At 64.9% G+C, this 15,939-nt stretch carries 14 protein-coding genes; 10 read left to right on the top strand and 4 right to left on the bottom strand.

Annotated elements, in window-relative coordinates; genetic code table 11:
• Nucleotides 1-7: 7 nt before the first annotated feature.
• From ACN9M2_RS09715 to dmeF, 4 genes are all read right to left on the bottom strand, one after another.
• The gene (locus ACN9M2_RS09715; RefSeq protein ID WP_426284515.1) at nucleotides 8-814 is read right to left on the bottom strand and encodes a copper resistance protein B; all 807 of its coding nucleotides are present in this window, start codon (nucleotides 812-814) and stop codon (nucleotides 8-10) included.
• On the bottom strand, nucleotides 811-2,628 hold the full coding sequence (locus tag ACN9M2_RS09710; RefSeq protein ID WP_426284512.1) for a copper resistance system multicopper oxidase: 1,818 nt from the start codon (nucleotides 2,626-2,628) through the stop codon (nucleotides 811-813). The genes ACN9M2_RS09715 and ACN9M2_RS09710 overlap by 4 nt, the downstream gene beginning before the upstream one ends.
• A 114-nt stretch (nucleotides 2,629-2,742) precedes the next feature.
• Nucleotides 2,743-3,126: a hypothetical protein gene (locus ACN9M2_RS09705; protein ID WP_426284510.1), complete on the bottom strand. Its 384-nt coding sequence runs from the start codon at nucleotides 3,124-3,126 to the stop codon at nucleotides 2,743-2,745.
• Nucleotides 3,127-3,135: 9 nt separating this feature from the next.
• Complete coding sequence (dmeF, locus tag ACN9M2_RS09700) at nucleotides 3,136-4,116, bottom strand: CDF family Co(II)/Ni(II) efflux transporter DmeF (RefSeq protein ID WP_426284508.1); 981 nt, start codon at nucleotides 4,114-4,116, stop codon at nucleotides 3,136-3,138.
• 582 nt (nucleotides 4,117-4,698) lie between these two features.
• On the opposite strand from dmeF, the gene ACN9M2_RS09695 reads away from it, so the two are divergent.
• From ACN9M2_RS09695 to ACN9M2_RS09650, 10 genes are read left to right on the top strand one after another with little or no spacing between them, the layout of a single operon-like run.
• Nucleotides 4,699-4,875 (top strand): hypothetical protein, encoded by a 177-nt coding sequence (locus ACN9M2_RS09695; protein ID WP_426284506.1) that lies wholly within the window; start codon nucleotides 4,699-4,701, stop codon nucleotides 4,873-4,875.
• Entirely contained in the window at nucleotides 4,859-7,054 is a 2,196-nt protein-coding gene (locus ACN9M2_RS09690; protein ID WP_426284504.1) for a polysaccharide biosynthesis tyrosine autokinase, read from the top strand. Before ACN9M2_RS09695 ends, ACN9M2_RS09690 begins: the two co-directional genes overlap by 17 nt.
• A 41-nt stretch (nucleotides 7,055-7,095) precedes the next feature.
• Complete coding sequence (gene wcaK / locus ACN9M2_RS09685) at nucleotides 7,096-8,328, top strand: colanic acid biosynthesis pyruvyl transferase WcaK (protein WP_426284502.1); 1,233 nt, start codon at nucleotides 7,096-7,098, stop codon at nucleotides 8,326-8,328.
• A gap of 1 nt (nucleotide 8,329) precedes the next feature.
• Nucleotides 8,330-9,562: a glycosyltransferase gene (locus ACN9M2_RS09680; RefSeq protein ID WP_426284501.1), complete on the top strand. Its 1,233-nt coding sequence runs from the start codon at nucleotides 8,330-8,332 to the stop codon at nucleotides 9,560-9,562.
• Nucleotides 9,563-9,574: 12 nt separating this feature from the next.
• Nucleotides 9,575-11,017 carry a lipopolysaccharide biosynthesis protein gene (locus tag ACN9M2_RS09675; RefSeq protein WP_426284499.1) on the top strand — a complete coding sequence of 481 codons (1,443 nt, stop codon included), beginning with the start codon at nucleotides 9,575-9,577 and terminating at the stop codon, nucleotides 11,015-11,017.
• Entirely contained in the window at nucleotides 11,014-11,889 is an 876-nt protein-coding gene (locus tag ACN9M2_RS09670; RefSeq protein ID WP_426284497.1) for a glycosyltransferase family 2 protein, read from the top strand. Before ACN9M2_RS09675 ends, ACN9M2_RS09670 begins: the two co-directional genes overlap by 4 nt.
• A gap of 5 nt (nucleotides 11,890-11,894) precedes the next feature.
• The gene (locus ACN9M2_RS09665) at nucleotides 11,895-13,106 is read left to right on the top strand and encodes an O-antigen ligase family protein (RefSeq protein ID WP_426284495.1); all 1,212 of its coding nucleotides are present in this window, start codon (nucleotides 11,895-11,897) and stop codon (nucleotides 13,104-13,106) included.
• A complete protein-coding gene (locus ACN9M2_RS09660) occupies nucleotides 13,099-13,608 on the top strand; it encodes a serine O-acetyltransferase (RefSeq protein WP_426284493.1) in 510 nt (169 codons plus the stop codon). Before ACN9M2_RS09665 ends, ACN9M2_RS09660 begins: the two co-directional genes overlap by 8 nt.
• Nucleotides 13,605-14,426, top strand: coding sequence for a glycosyltransferase (locus ACN9M2_RS09655; protein WP_426284492.1), 822 nt, complete (start codon nucleotides 13,605-13,607; stop codon nucleotides 14,424-14,426). Before ACN9M2_RS09660 ends, ACN9M2_RS09655 begins: the two co-directional genes overlap by 4 nt.
• Nucleotides 14,427-14,443: 17 nt before the next feature.
• Entirely contained in the window at nucleotides 14,444-15,928 is a 1,485-nt protein-coding gene (locus ACN9M2_RS09650) for a right-handed parallel beta-helix repeat-containing protein (RefSeq protein ID WP_426284490.1), read from the top strand.
• The last annotated feature ends 11 nt before the right edge of the window (nucleotides 15,929-15,939 follow it).

Here is a 15,939-nt window from a genome sequence, read left to right as displayed (position 1 = left end):
GGATGTCCTAGAACCATAGCCGGAGGCCGGCGACGACCTGGCGGTCGAAGACGGGTTGACGATCCGCGCGAACATAATCGGCGGTGCGACCGAAGCGATCGACGAAACGGATGCCGATATAGGGCGCGAACTCCCGACGGAACTCGTAGCGCAACCGCAGGCTGAACGAGGCATCCGATACACCCCGGCCGACATGCGCTAGCGGATCGTCCTTGCCATAGGCATTGAGTTCCAGTTCCGGCTGCAGGATGAGCCGCTGGGTCAGGAAGAGATCGTATTCCGTGCGCACGCGCGCCGCGGTGCGTCCGTGTGCGCTCGCATACGCGGTCGCTTCCACTTCGAACCAGTACGGCGCCAGCCCCTGCACGCCGAACGCCGCCCAGGTACGGTTCGGTCCTGGACCGAAGTCCTGCCGAGCGCCGAGCTGGGTGCTCCAGTAAGGCGCTATCGCATGGTTCCAGAGCGCTTCGACATCGGCTTCCTCGAGCTTGCCGCCACTACGATCGCCTTCGGTGCGAAACCACAGCTTGTCGTCGTCATTGCCGTACCAGCCTTGCGCCTCCCACGCCTGCCCATTGGCATCCTTGCCATGAATCGCTTCGAGCTGGTCGATCAGGATCATCCGGTATGGACCGTTGTCGTTCATGTCCATGCCCCTCATCGAGCCATGGTCGACGCCATCGGAATAGTCGGGGCTGCGAGCGTCGGCGGGCGCATCGCCGCCTTGCATCGGCCCCATCTTCATCTCTTGCGCTCCCGCGGCCGTGGCCATGCCAAGGCCAAGCGCGGCGATCGACATCGCAAGGGGCCTCATGACACCACCACCTCGCGGAACATGCCCGCCTCCATGTGATAGAGCAGATGGCAGTGGTACGCCCAGCGGCCGGGGTTGTCCGCTGTCACGGCATAGGTGATCCGTTGCGCGGGTTGCACGTTGATCGTGTGCTTGCGCACCTGGAATTCGCCCTCCGGGCTTTCCAGGTCGCTGAACATGCCATGCAGGTGGATCGGATGATTCATCATGGTGTCGTTGACCAGGACGATCCGAACGCGCTCGCCCTTGTTGAAGTGTACTGGTGCGGCATCCGAGAACTTCACGCCATCGAACGACCACATGAAGCGTTCCATGTTGCCGGTGAGGTGCAGCTCGATTTCCCGGCCGGGCTCGCGCGGATCGGGATTGCCACCGACCGTGTGCAGGTCCGCGTAGGTGAGCACGCGGCGGCCGTTGTCACGCAGGCCGATGCCAGGATCGTCGAGGTTGGTACGCGGCATGTCCACGTGCATGTCCACGCCGGGGCCGTATTCCGTGCGCGCATGCCGCACCTTCGGCGCGCTCTCCTTCATGTGATCCATCCCGGCCATCGAACCGTGATCCATGCCAGCCATCGCACCGTGGTCCATGCCCGACATGCCCGACATGCCCGACATACCGTCGTGATCCATGTCCTTCATCGGCTTCGTGCCGCCCCCCATCGCACCCATCGCACCCATCATGTCGCCCATGCTCAGCCACTGGCGCGGATCGACCGACGGTACCTCGGCCTCCATTCCCGGTCGCGGCGACAACGTGCCGCGCGTGTAGCCACTGCGGTCGATCGACTGCGCGAAGATGGTGTACGCGACCTCTTCCTCGGGTTCCACCAGAACGTCGTATGTCTCCGCCGTAGAAATGCGGAATTCGTCGATCGGCACGGGCAACACATCCTGGCCGTCGGCGGAGATCACGGTCATCTTCAGGCCAGGAATGCGAACGTCGAAGATCGTCGACGACGAGCCGTTGATGAAGCGCAGGCGGATCTTTTCGCCCGGCTTGAACTGTCCGGTCCAGTTGCCCGCGGCCGACATGCCATTCATGAGATAGGTATACGCCGCGCCCGACACGTCGCTCAGGTCGGAGGGGTTCATGCGCATGGTGTTCCACATCTTGCGCATCTCCAGCGCCTGCCCCCATCCCTTTTCTCGCACATCGCGGAAGAACCGTGACGCCGTGGGCTGCGCATAGTTGAAGTAGTCGCTCTGCTGCTTCAGGCGCAGGAAGATCCGCTCCGGGTCCATGTCGGTCCAGTCGCTGAGCATGATCACGTAGTCGCGGTCGCTACGGTAACGGTCCGGTCCGGCCGGCTCGATCACCAGCGGGCCATACAATCCCGTCTGCTCCTGGAAGCGGCTGTGCGAGTGATACCAGTAGGTACCCGCCTGGCGCACGTCGAACCGGTAGACGAAGGTTTCGCCCGGACCGATGCCGTCGAAGCTGATGCCCGGCACGCCGTCCTGGTCGAACGGCAGCACGATTCCGTGCCAGTGAATCGATGTCGGCGTGCGTAGCCGGTTGGCCACGCGCAACGTCACCGTGGTTCCTTCCTTCCAGCGAAGGATCGGACCCGGAATGCCGCCATTGACGGTGACCGCGGTACGCGGCGCGCCGGTGATGTTCACCGGCGTCTCGGCAATGTCGAGGGAAAAATCGGTGCCACCAAGCACCGTCGGATGGCCGGGGTTGGTCAAGGCCCAGGCGGACGATGGGCGCAACAAGCCCATGCCGGCGGCGACGCCGCCAACGGCGAGGCCCGCTACGAAACGCCGTCGCGAGGCGTGCACTGGTTCGAAAGAACCGGGGTATGTCATACGGATGTTCCACGAATACGATGCGCGGCCGGAGGCCGCATGGCGCGGCCGGCGCAGTCGTCGTCGCAAGGGAACGACGGAATGCCCGGCGCGGGTGAAAGCGTCGGCGGAGGATCAGGCGGCGGGTGGACGCAGCGGTGGCCCGTACCCGGCCTGGGGAGCGGCGCGAACGCCGGCAGCGAAGATCGTGACGGTCGTCGGCGGTGTATCGCCGAGCGCGAACGCACTAGCAGGAAGCACGCTGGTGCAGGCAGGCGTGCAATGGCATGCCTGCCCGGGGCTATGACAGCAGTTGCCATCGTGGTCGTTGCAACCGCCCTCGTCCGACGACACCATGCGCGTCGACGCATGCTGCACGTGCATGCGATGCACGCCCGGTCCCGGCGTGGCGTGCATGTCCGTCGACCACGCCGGTGCGACGCTCACCATCGCCCACGCCAACCAGGCGAACACCCAGAGGGCGCGTCGGCGGCGATAACGATGGAAGAAGGCATGCATGCCGACAGCTTATGCCCCCGAAGCGATGCCCTCAACTCTGGAGCCGGGTCCAATGCGGTGTACCTCGACGGTCACGTGGACCAGTTCGTCGTGAATGGCCAGCGCGCGCCGGTAATAGTCGCCATCGACATCGGCGGTCGTGGTGATTTCGAGAACCACGGCGAACTTGCCCTTGCCGACACGCCATACATGGATGTCGTCGATGACGGCCTCGTGGCGATCCTCCGCGATCACCTGGCGGATTTCATCGACGACCGGCGCGTCCATCTCCGCGTCGAGCAAGACCCGGCCGCTGTCACGCAAGAGACCCCATGCCCACACGGTGACCAGGACCGCGCCCAGCAAACCCATCACCGGGTCCATCCAGCGTGCGCCCCAGGTCATGCCGGCGATCAGGGCGACGATGGCGAGGACGGACGTGGCTGCATCCGCTAATACGTGCATGTACGCCGAACGCAGGTTCAGGTCGTGGTGGGCATGCGCGGCATGCGCGTGCCCGTGATGATGATCGTGGTCGTGATGGTGATGATGATGGTCGTCGCGCAGCAACCAGGCGCAGACCAGGTTCACCAGCAGGCCGACCACGGCGATCGCGATGGCCTGCTCGTAGTGGATCGGCAATGGCGTGAACAGGCGCTCCGCGGACTGGAAGGCCATCAGCCCCGCCACGCCGAGCAACAGGATCGCGCTGGAATACCCGCCCAGGATCTCGATCTTCCACGTACCGAAGGCGAAACGGCGGTCGTGCGCATAACGTCTCGCACAGACATAAGCGAACGCGGACAGCCCCAGGGCCAGCGCATGCGAACTCATGTGCCAGCCGTCGGCCAGCAAGGCCATGGAGTTGTAGTACCAGCCACCGGCGATCTCGACCACCATCATCGCGGCCGTGAGCAGCACGGCGCGCCGGGTGTTGCGCTCGGCCATCGGGTTGCCTTCGTCGAACGCGTGGCTATGCGTTCGCGAGGCAGTGGTGGCTTGGATCGACATGGCGGATGCCCGTGCTTGAGGAAGTGCCCATGATAGGCCCCGGGCCATCACGCCGTCCGGTGTTGCGGCGCACGATGGGCACGACCCGCGCCCACGGCCGCTGGCGGGTTCCCGCCATGTGTTGTCGGGCAGGGATCGCCGGGAATCCTCTGATTTATGGCTATTTCGTGACATGGCCTGGAGGCGTCGCCTGGCTCGCCCGAGGGTCGCGGGCATCGCGACTCCCACCGCCACTCGATCGTGCGACGCAGCAAAACATAACTGAAAGATGAACCAGTCATTAGACATTCGTGCACGAATCAGCCGACAAATCTAACGATTAACTTACGTTTCGGCCTCATTAGCGCCATACACGCGTCGGTTACTTGACGCAGGTCGCAAAACTGGCGCCTTTCGCTTTGAGGCATCCGCCGCCCCGTCTATGCTCAAACCTTCCATCGATCTCCGTCCCCGAGTGGGCGCGGGCGGAATCGGTGCCGGCGAAGGACATCGTGCAAAGGCACGAGTGGCGTCGGCGCGGCATCGTCATCGCCCGCCATCGAATAGACGCTCGCCTCATGACCCGAGTGGCGCATCCACGTGATGCGCGATGCGCTTGCGTGCTCGAAAGACGCACGGTTTCGGCTGCGCGAAACACCGGAAAACAAGGCAAAAGTGGCTTCGGCATGCGTTTCGGCCCATTCATACTCGGTGCGCTATAAACGTTTGGCCGTCCATTCATTTTCAGGAAAATCGCTGCCGCATGACGACGAAGATTGATCAGGCCCACGACGACGACACCATCGATCTCAATGCGTTGCTCGGCACGTTGCTTGATCACAAATGGTTGATCGTCGCCATCACCGGGACGTTTTTCGTGGCGGGAGTCCTCTACTCGCTGCTCGCCACGCCTATCTACCAGGCGACCGCGATCGTGCAGGTCGAGCAGAAGACGCCCAGCCTTCCCGGGCTCAGCGATCTCACCCAATCGTTGGGCACCACCGCGTCGCAGGCGACCACCGAAATCGCCTTGATCACCTCGCGACTGGTCATCGGGCAGGCGGTGAACGACCTGCGCCTGGACATCCAGACGCAACCCCAGCGCATGCCCGTGCTGGGCGATTACCTGTCGCGAAGCTATAAGCCCAGCCAACTCGGTCCCGTGCGTTTCGGCCTGAGCCGCTATGGCTGGGGCGGCGAAGTGGTGGACATCTTCAAGCTCGACCTGCCCGACGCCATGGTCGGCAAGAAGCTCGAGTTGCGCGCCGGCGACAATCACCGCTTCAGCCTCTACGACGACGACGGCAAGCGCCTCATCGAGGGCATCGTCGGGCAGCTGGTCCGCGCCAACGGCATCACGATGCAGATCAGGCAGCTCACGGCCAACCCGGGAACGCGCTTCGACGTCGTCACGCAGCCGACCCTGACCACCATCAGCCGCTTGCAGACGGACGTCGTGGCGCTGGAGCAAGGCACGGACTCGGGCATCATCGGCCTGACCTACAACAACGCCGATCCCGATCTCGCGCAGAAAGTGCTCGATCGCATCACCACCGCCTATGTTCGCCAGAACGTGGAGCGCAATTCCGCCGAGGCCGCGAGCCAGTTGCAGTTCGTCAAGGACCAGCTGCCCAAGGTGCGCCAGGAACTCGACCGGGCACAGGCGGCGATGAACGTCTTCCAGACCCAGTCGCACTCCGTCGACCTCAGCATGCAGACCAAGGGCCTGCTCGACCAGATCGTCGCGGTGGAGAACAACATCCAGCAGCTGCACCTGCAGGAAGCCGATATCGACCGCCGCTTCACCCATGACCACCCGGCATACAAGGCCTTGCAGCAACAGATGGGCCAGCTTCAGGCGCAGAAGGCGCAGATGCAGAAGCAGGTCGGCGACCTGCCGGACACGCAGCAGCAGTTGCTCAAGCTCAACCGCGACGTGCAGGTCAGCAGCAACACCTACACCAGCCTGCTCAACCAGGCGCAGCAACTCGACATCGCGCGTGCCGGCACCGTGGGCAACGTGCGCATCGTGGACACCTCGGCGGTGGACAAGACCCTGCCGGTGCAGCCGCGCAAGGCCCTGGTCGTCATCATCGCCACCTTCCTGGGCGGATTCCTCGCACTCGCCTTCGTCTTCCTTCGCCAGATACTCAACCGCGGCATCGAAGATCCAGCGATCATCGAGGACCTCGGCCTTCCGGTGTACGCCTCGGTTCCGCTCAGCGATGGCCAGACCGCGCGTTCGACGCGGACACGCCACGGCCATGGCCACGGCGGCCGCGGCCCCTTGCTGGCCATCAGCGACCCCGCCGACCTTGCCGTCGAGGCGATCCGCAGCCTGCGCACCAGCCTGCACTTCGCGCGGCTAGAGGCCAAGAACAACATCCTGATGATTACCGGCTCCAGCCCCTTCGCCGGCAAGACCTTCGTCTCGGCGAACCTGGCCGCGGTGATCGCCCAAGCGGGACAGCGCGTCCTGCTGGTCGACGGCGACATGCGCCGCGGTACCCTGCACCACCTCCTCGGCATGGAAACCGGGCAAGGCCTGTCGGACATCCTGGTCGGCGGTGCGGAAATCGCCGCCGTGAAGAAGAAGGGGCCGCTGGCGAACATCGATTTCATCAGCCGCGGGCGCGTGCCGCCCAACCCGTCCGAACTGCTGATGCACGAGAACTTCACCCAGTTCATCGCCGAGGTCGTACCCGCCTACGACCTGGTCATCATCGATACGCCGCCGATCCTGGCGGTCACCGATGCGGCCGTGATCGGCCACCACGCCGGCACCAGCCTGATGGTCGCCCGCTTCGGACTGAACAAGGCGCGTGAACTGGCCCTGGCGAAACAGCGCTTCGAACAGAACGGTGTCTCCCTGAGGGGCGCGATCTTCAATGCCGTGGAACACCGGGCCGCCGGTTACTCCACCTACGCCTACTACAAGTACAAGGCCGACCCGGCCTGAACCGTCCCATGAACAAGGGGGCACTGCATGAATCAAGGACTATGGCGCGCATCCTGATCGTCGGAAACCACACCTGCGGCAATCGCGGCGATTGCGCGATCCTGCGCGGCCTGCTGGAGTGCCTGGAAGACGTGTTGCCGGAAAGCCGGATCGACGTCACCAGTCGCTTCCCGGTCAGTTCCGAGTACCTGCTCGGCCGGCCGCTGCTGACCGACACGTTGAACAGCTATTACCAGGAGGCGGGTAAGGGGCGTTTCGGCGCCATCCGCTCGCTTCTGCTGCGAAGGCTGGTGCCACGCCTGTTGCACGGGCACCTCAACCGCCGCTGGTGGGCGCGCTGGCTGCCGCTTCCCCGGCGTCATCGCGAGTACATCGAGTCGCTGAAAGCGTACGACCTGGTGATCCAGGTGGGTGGCTCTTTCTTCGTCGATCTCTACGGCGCCACCCAGTACGACCAGGTCAGCTGCGCCCTGCTCGCCGGGCTGCCTACCTACCTCATCGGGCACAGCGTCGGGCCCTTCCAGCACGCGTTCTTCCGCAAGGTCTCGCAGGACGTGATGACGCGGGTGGATGCGCTGGCCTTGCGCGAGGAAGTCAGCGCGCGGCACATGCAGGACAGCAGCATCCCGCAGGACAAGGTGCGCTGGGCATCGGACACCGCGTGGCTCGTGCATCCGGGCGAACCGGTAGCGGTCGACACCGCGCGCCCGACGGTCGCGGTCACCTTCCGCGAACTGGCGCCGTTCGACAAGCGGCTGGGCGTGACCCAGGCCCAGTACGAGACCGCTTTCGCCGAGCTGCTCGACGCGGTGATCGAAGCGGGTTACCGGATCGCGGCGTTTTCCACCTGCACGGCGATCGACGGCTATCCCAAGGACGACCGGATGATCGCGCTCAAGGTGCGGGCGCGCCTGCGCCACCCCGAGGCCTGCCACGTCGAGATGAACGAACTCAACGACGTGGAACTCGGCCGGAGGCTGGGCGCCTGCGTCCTCACGATCGGCACGCGCCTGCACAGCGCGATCATCTCGATGAACTTCGGCACGCCTTCCGTCGCGCTCAATTACGAGCACAAGTCCGAAGGCATCATGAAGCGCCTCGGCGTGGACGACCTGGCGATGCCCGTGCCGTCCCTGCTCGACGGCAGCCTGCGCGCCAAGGTGCTGGAACTGCTCGGCGACGAGACCCTGCGTCCGAGGGTGGCGGCGGCCGTGGCCCGTGAAAAGGCGTTCGCGCGGGAGTCCCTCCTCTCGACGCTCGCGATAGGGCCCTGACATGACGATCCTGTTCGTCCTTCCCGAGTTTCCCAAGTATTCGGAAACCTTCGTGATCGACCAGATCGTGGGCCTGCTCGACCGCGGCTTCGATGTGCGCATCCTCGCCATCAGCCGCGGCCCCGCGCCCGCACCCGGAGACATCGTGGCGACGCGCGGATTGATGGAGCGCGCCACCTTCATCTTCGACCATTCCGCCAGCGCGTCACGCGGCTGGCAGATCCTGCTGCAACGCCTTCGCCACGTGGTGCCGGGCCTGCCGAGTGCACGGGTGCGCCGGGCCCTGTCGGTTCGACTGTACGGCCATGCCGCGAAGTCGCTGGTGCTCGCCGGCGCAGTGCGGCGCTTGCGCGAGCCGCTCAAGGCGGACGCCATCATCGCGCACTTCGGTCCCACCGGCGTGCTCGCGACGAACCTGCGCGCGCTGGGCCTGATCGAGGGGCCGATCTATACGGTGTTCCATGGTTACGACCTGTCGCGGCACAGCGTGCTCGCGCGCCACGCCGACGACTACCGGCGCCTGTTCGCCAGCGGCGAGCGGATGCTGCCGATCAGCACGCGCTGGCAGCGCAAGCTGGAGGCGCTGGGCTGCGCGCCGGAGAAGATCCAGGTCCATCGCATGGGCGTCGACCTGGACAGCTTCCGTTTCCAGCCACGCACGAACGATGCGCCATCGCCATCGCGGCCCTTGCGCGTGCTGAGCGTCGCACGGCTGGTCGAGAAGAAAGGCGTGACCTATCTCTGCGAAGCCGTGGCCCGGCTCGCGAAGCGCGATGTCCCGGTCGAGCTGGAAATCATCGGCGACGGCCCGTTGCAGCAGGAGCTGGAGCGTTTCGTCGCACGGCACGGGCTGGATCAGCGCGTCTTCATTCGCGGCCGCCGCGACAAGGCCTATGTGCAGGCCGCACTGCGCCGGGCGGACGTGTTCGCCCTGCCCAGCGTCACGGCCGCGGACGGCGACCAGGAAGGCATTCCGGTGTCGCTGATGGAGGCCATGGCCAGTGGCGTGCCCTGCCTGTCCACGGTGCATAGCGGCATTCCCGAACTGATCGAAGACGGGCAATCGGGTTGGCTGGTACCCGAGCGCGACGTGGATGCGCTGGCCGACAAGCTCGCCCGTATCCAGCGGGGGGAATACGACTTGCCGGCGATCGCCGGAAGCGCGCGTGCCACCGTCGAAAGCCGCTTCAATCAGAGCCGGTTGCACGACCAGCTCGCCGCGCAATTGGCCTAGGAGCGCATGCCGATGCCCTCCGCCAGACGCGATGCCCTATGGACCGTCGGTTCGACCGTGGTCAGCGCGGCGAGCCAGCTGCTGCAGATCGCGGTGCTGGCCCATCACGTCGATGCGCACCTGCTGGGCGCGCTGGCGATCGTCAACGTCGTCAACGCGATCGCCACCTTGTTGCAGGACATGGGCCTCAGCAGCTACCTCATCCATCGGCAAAGCATCACCCGCCACGAACGCACCTCGCTGTACATGATCAGCGCGGGTCTCGGCCTCATGTCCGCTCTGGTGCTGTTCGGCATCTCCTATGCCGTGGCCTATTTCTATGGCTCGGACGTGCTGGGTCATCTGTTACGGCTGTCCACGGTCAACTTCGTACTGCTCGGGTTGGCCGCTCAGTACCAGGCGAGCCTCATCAAGACCTTCCAGTTGCCGCGGCTGGCGCGAATCGAGGTGATCGGGCGCCTGTCCGGCCTGGGCACCCTGTTGCTGCTGGTGCTCCAGTTCGGCGCGTCGATCGAGGCCGCCGTCTACGCGATGATCGTGAACAGCCTGGTGCGCCTGGTGTGTTTCGTGGCCGTGGCCGATCGTGACTGGCACCCTGGCCGGGGCTACGACCGTGGAATCATCCGCCAGGCCCTGCGCTATGGCGCGTTCCAGCTCGGTTCCCAGGTCATCAACCAGCTGCGCAGCCAGGCCGACCAGATCATCCTCGGCAAGTTTCTCGGCCTCGCCTCGCTCGGCGTGTATTCGCTCGCCAAGGAACTGGTGTTGCAGCCGACCAAGCTGATCATGCCCGTGGTCCAGCGGCTCGCCCTGCCCCGGCTGGCGACGCGCCAGGACGACCCGCTGGCGTTGCGTCACGCCTATCTGGTGGGATTGCGCGGGGTGTCCGTCTTCAGCAGCGGCGTGTTCATCATGCTGGCGGTGTTCGCGCCGCCCGCGGTGACGATCCTCTACGGGCATCGCTACACCGGCGTGGCCGAACTCATCCCGCTGATGCTGTTGTTCGGCATGCTGCGCCCGCTCGGCTCGCTCATCGGAGCCCTCAGCCAGAGCCTGGGCCGTTCGGACATCGAGTTCGCCTGGAACCTGAAGATCGGCGGCATCACCTTGCTGGTCAGCGTGCTCGGCGCCCTGTCGCGCTCGCTCGAAGTCATGGCGGTGGCGCTGGCGATCAGCCAGCTGCTGGCCACGGTGCTGTCTTACTACTTCTTCTCCTCGAAGATCATCAGCCTTACCGCGCGTGAATTCTTCCAGTCATGGACGGTGGAGAGCTTCGTGCCCTACGCCTTCCTGATGCTGGCCGTCTTCATCTACCAGGGCGACGACTGGAAGGCCAGCGCGGTACGCCTGGCGCTGGTGACGCCGCCGCTGCTCTGGGTGGTTTGGCGCGCCCGGCATACGCTCCTGAACCGGCATCCACAGACTCAACGCATCCAAGGAACGAGGCCGACATGACACCCCTGGTGAGCGTATACATCCCTACCCGCAATCGCTCGACGCTGCTGCGCCGTGCGATCGACTCCGTGCTGGCCCAGACCTATCCGGAAATCGAGGTTCTCGTTTGCGACGAGGCCTCCACGGACGATACCGCCGAGGTCGTGGCCGGGTATGCGCGCCGCTATCCCGGCAAGTTCACCTATCTGCGCAACGAGACGCCACAGGGCGCATGCCGTGCGCGCAACCGCTGCATCGAGCAAGCCATCGGGACATACGTCACCGGGCTCGACGACGACGACCTGTTCCATCCACAGCGCATCGCGTGTCTGGTCGATCTCTATCGCCGCCACTCCCCGTCGTTCGCATGCAGCCGCTTCAAGTACTTCCAGGCCCCGGAGCAGATCGAGCGCCTGCGCGAGCGCCGTTTCAGCGAAGCGGAGCTGGGCAAGGTGGACAAGCTCACCCTGCCGGCCTTGCTGTACGCGAATCTCGCCGGCAACCAGGTGCTGACCGAGTTGTCGCGCATGCGCGAACTCGGCGGCTTCGACGAATCGATGCCCTCGTGGCAGGACTACGACATGTGGATACGCCTCGCCGACCGCTACGGCACGGCCGTGTGCACGCGGCAGCTGCTTTCTTTCGTCGACGACGACCGGTCTCGGGCGCGCATCCGCAATTCGAGCCGGCGCGCCGAGGGCAGCGAACGCTTCATCGCCAAGCACGCGCGGCTGATGAGCGCGGACCAGCAGCGCAACCACCGCAATATCCAGTACGTGATGAACCGGCAACGGCCATCTCTTGGCGAGATCGCCCGCAACATTTCCCTGGGTGGATACAAGTCGACCCTTAAGGTCCTTCTCCACAAGTTCTTCGGCGTCGCAATCGGTTGATTCGGATGACGATGCTGATAAATCGCACTCGCGCCGCGGCGGTCACGTTGATGGCCATGATCTTCGTGCAGGTGCCCCTGACGCATAGCACGACCAGCAAGTCGCACGTCAACGTCTACCACATCCTCCTGCTGTTGATGCCGCTGCTCTACCTGCCCGCCGTACGCTATCTCAAGTTGAACCCGGCGACGGCCTTCATCGCGACGATGATGGGCACGTCGCTGGCCGCGGCGGCCACGTATGGCGGCGGCATGCGCTCCACGCTGATCGTGTTCGTCGCCATGGCGTATTTCCTGGGCGTGGTGTTCGGCCGCAAGTTGCAAGACGTTGAGCTGCGCAAGATCTTCGTGTGGATACTCGGCTGCTGCATCGTCTTCATCATCCTGCGCGACGCCATCTATGCAGGCCAGCTGGGCGCGGTGTACGCCCGCAGCGAAGGGGCCTCCGGCATCCTCTACATGTCCACGGGCGGACGCAACATCGAGGCAAGCCTGCTGGCCTTGCTGTCGATCCTCCTGCTCGGCACGCGCGTCTATCCGATCGCCGCGGGAATCGCCTTGCTGACCAGCGGGATGATGCTGTCGCGCGCGGGCCTGCTCGGCGCGGCGGTGTCCATCGGCATCGCGGCCTATCGCGCGCGCAAGACCCGTCACTACTACCTGTATACCTTCCTCGGCATAGCCATGATGGTGCTGATCGCGGGACTGGTGCTGTCGTCGGTCATCGACATTCCCGTGCTGGACCGCTTCAACCTCCAGGCCGAGACGCAACTCGAGCACAAGAACGTGGGTCGCCTCGCGCTGTGGAACAGCGCCGCCGCCGCGTTGGAGCAGAACCTGCTTGGTTACGGCGTGGGCAACGGCGTGCCGCTGATGGAACAGATATCCGGCCTCACCTTCGTCGAGAACAACGTCCACAACATCTACCTGCAATTCCTGCTCGAAGGTGGCGTGCAGTCGCTGTTGCTGTTCCTGGCGCTGGTGGCGCACATCTTCTTTCGGCCGGCCGAGGGGCAACAGCGCAACATCAAGGCCTTCCTGCTGTGTTACCTGATGCTGGCCTTCATCGAATTCAGTGGATACGAGGCCTACTTCTGGTTCTTCGTCGGCATGTTCTACGCGCGCACCGACGCGCGACGCGCCCAGGCGCGGATCGATGCCACCGCCCGGAAAGCATCCCAGCTGTCGCCACCCCACCCGGCCCCGACCCATGCTTGACGATTTCCGCGCGGACGTCCGCCGCCTCCGCTCCCTGCCCGGCTACCGGGGCATGGTCTGGTGGATGCTCGACCAGTCCTTCTGGGTGATCCTCTGCTACCGGCTGATCGCCACGGCCCGCGGCACGCGCCTGCACACCCCGCTGCGCATCCTGGAGAAGGTCGCCGAATTCGTCTTCAAGTGCTACCTGCCGACCACCGCCACGATCGGGCCGGGCCTGGTGATCTACCACGCCTTCGGCATCATCGTGAACGGCAAGACCACGATAGGCGCCAACTGCACGATGTACGCCCGTGTGTGCATCGGCAACCGCTGGCCGGGCGACGGCACGCCGGTCATCGGCGACAACGTCATCATCGGCACGGGCGCCTGCATCTTCGGGCCCGTGGTCATTCCGGACAACTTCGTGGTGAAGGCCAACGAGGTCATCACTCCTTCCTCGCTGCGCGGCAGCACCGATCGTTCTTCCCCTACCACGCCCCCCGCTGGAGCATCGTCATGAACGCCGCCGACGTGAGATTGTCGATCATCATCATCACCTGGAACGAAAGGGAGAACCTGGAACGCTGCCTGCTCTCGCTGATGGACAAGGTGGACTTCGAACGCGACGAGGTGATCGTCGTCGACAACGGATCGCGCGACGGCAGCGCCGAGTTCGTCGCCACCTTGCCGCAGATCCGCTACTTCCCGCTGGAACGCAACTTCGGCGTGGGCCCGGCGCGCAATCGCGGGCTGTTCCTGGCACGCGGCAAGTACTGCATGACCCTGGACAACGACACCATTTTCCTGACGGAAGATCCCGGCACCATCGTCGACTCGTTCTTCCAGGCGCATCCCGATGCCGGCGTGGTCGGCTTCCAGCTGCTCAATGTCGACCGCACCCGCCAGGATTCGACCCGGCGCTTTCCGCGCTTCTACCAGCCGATCGCGGCGCGCATCCCCATCAGCCGTCAGCTCGGCTTCGTCAAACGTGAACTCGAACGGCACCTGATGCTCGACACGCGTTTCGACGATAGCAACGACCCGCTTGAGGTCGACTACGTGCTGGGCGCCAACCAGACCTTCACCAAGGACGTCGCGGCCCTCCTGATGGGCTACGACGACCGGATCTTCTTCGGTCCGGAAGACGCGGAGTTCTGCGTGCGCACGCGCAAGATGGGCCTGCGCAACTATTACAGCCGGAAGATCTCCATCGTGCACGACTACAAGCGGCGCACGCGCAAGTTCTCGAAGCTGACCATCAAGCACCTCGCCGGTTTCGCCTACATGCTCAAGAAGCATGGCGGCGTCTACCGCTATTCATTGAGCGAGCGTCGCTGACGCCCGGAGGTAACCGCATGCATCGTCGGACTTTTCTTTGCCGGTCGCTATGGGCGGGCGTCGCCCTCGCCGCCCTGCCGCTGGACGAGGTCTTCGCCGCCACCGCGGGCAAGAGCTATTACGTCGACGGCACGGCGGGAAACGACCGGCATGACGGCGGCAGTCCCGGCCAGGCCTGGCGCAGCCTGGACAGGCTCAACCAGGCGAGCTTCGGCCCCGGCGACAAGATCCTTTTCAAGCGTGGTGGAGACTATCCCGGTGTCTTCCAGCCGAAGGGCTCGGGGCGCGACGGCGCGCCCATCGTCGTCGATGCCTACGGCGAAGGCGCCCCGCCGCATCTGCATGCGGACGGCCGCGCCCCTTCCACCGTACGCCTGCAGAACGTCGAGTACTGGACCGTGCGCAACCTGGCCATCTCCAACCAGGGTCCGCAACCGGGGCCCCGCCGGACCGGCGTGCACCTGTTTCACCAGGACTTCGGCATCGCCCATGGCATCGTGCTGCAAGGCCTGCACATCCACGACGTCAATGGCTCGCCCCTCAAGCAGCAAGGTGGCGGCAGCGCCATCCTCGTCGAGGCGAAGGGCACGGGCCGCCCCACGCGTTACCAGGACCTGAAGATCGTCGACAACACGATCGAGCGCAGCGAGCGCGACGGCATCCTCTTCCTCGCCGCCGGCAACCGCACGGGCGGCCTGGCCACGGGCGTGATCGTGCGAGGGAATCGCATCAGCGAAGTGCCCGGCGATTGCATCCTGGTCAAGGGTTGCGACGGCGCCCTGGTCGAGCGCAACACGGTGAGCCACTGCGGTGAGCTGCCTCGCGGCGAGGCGGCCGCCGGCATCTGGCCATTCGATTGCGACAACACCCTGATCCAGTACAACGAGGTCAGCGACCACAAGGCCTATGCCGACGGCCAGGGCTACGATGCCGATTTCCGCTGCCGCAATACGGTGATCCAGTACAACTACAGCCACGACAACGCCGGCGGCATGGCCCTGGTCTGCAACGACGGCCGTGGCGGCGACAAGATCGGCAATACCGGAACGATCGTACGCTTCAATGTGAGCATCAACGACGCCCTGCGCAAGACGGGCAGCGCTTCGCTGCGCATCTCGGGCCCGGTGGACGGCAGCCAGATCTACAACAACATCATCATCATTCCCCAGAAGCCCATCCCCGACGCGGAGGTCACCGTTTTCAAGGCGACCAGCTGGAAGGGCGTGCCGAACAGCACGGCCATTCACGACAACATCGTCGTGGCCCCGCGTGCGCCCGGCGTGGAGATGCAACTGGCGACGCAGACGAAGCTCGGCGAGAACCACTTCTACGACGCCGGCAAAGGCGGCGGCACATCCTTCACCAAGGCCGACGACGCCATGCTGGACCGCTTCAGGACACACCGCCCGTCGCTCGCCCAGGTCAACGCGCTGGTCAAGGCATGCTTCGCCAACGGCAAGCCCGTACCCAACGCACTGGATCTCATCGCGCGGCTGACCTGACCTGGTTTCGG

It is taken from the genome of Luteibacter sp. E-22 (genome assembly GCF_049913125.1).
Taxonomy (GTDB): Bacteria; Pseudomonadota; Gammaproteobacteria; order Xanthomonadales; family Rhodanobacteraceae; genus Luteibacter.
This window is presented reverse-complemented; position numbering and strand designations above follow the sequence as displayed.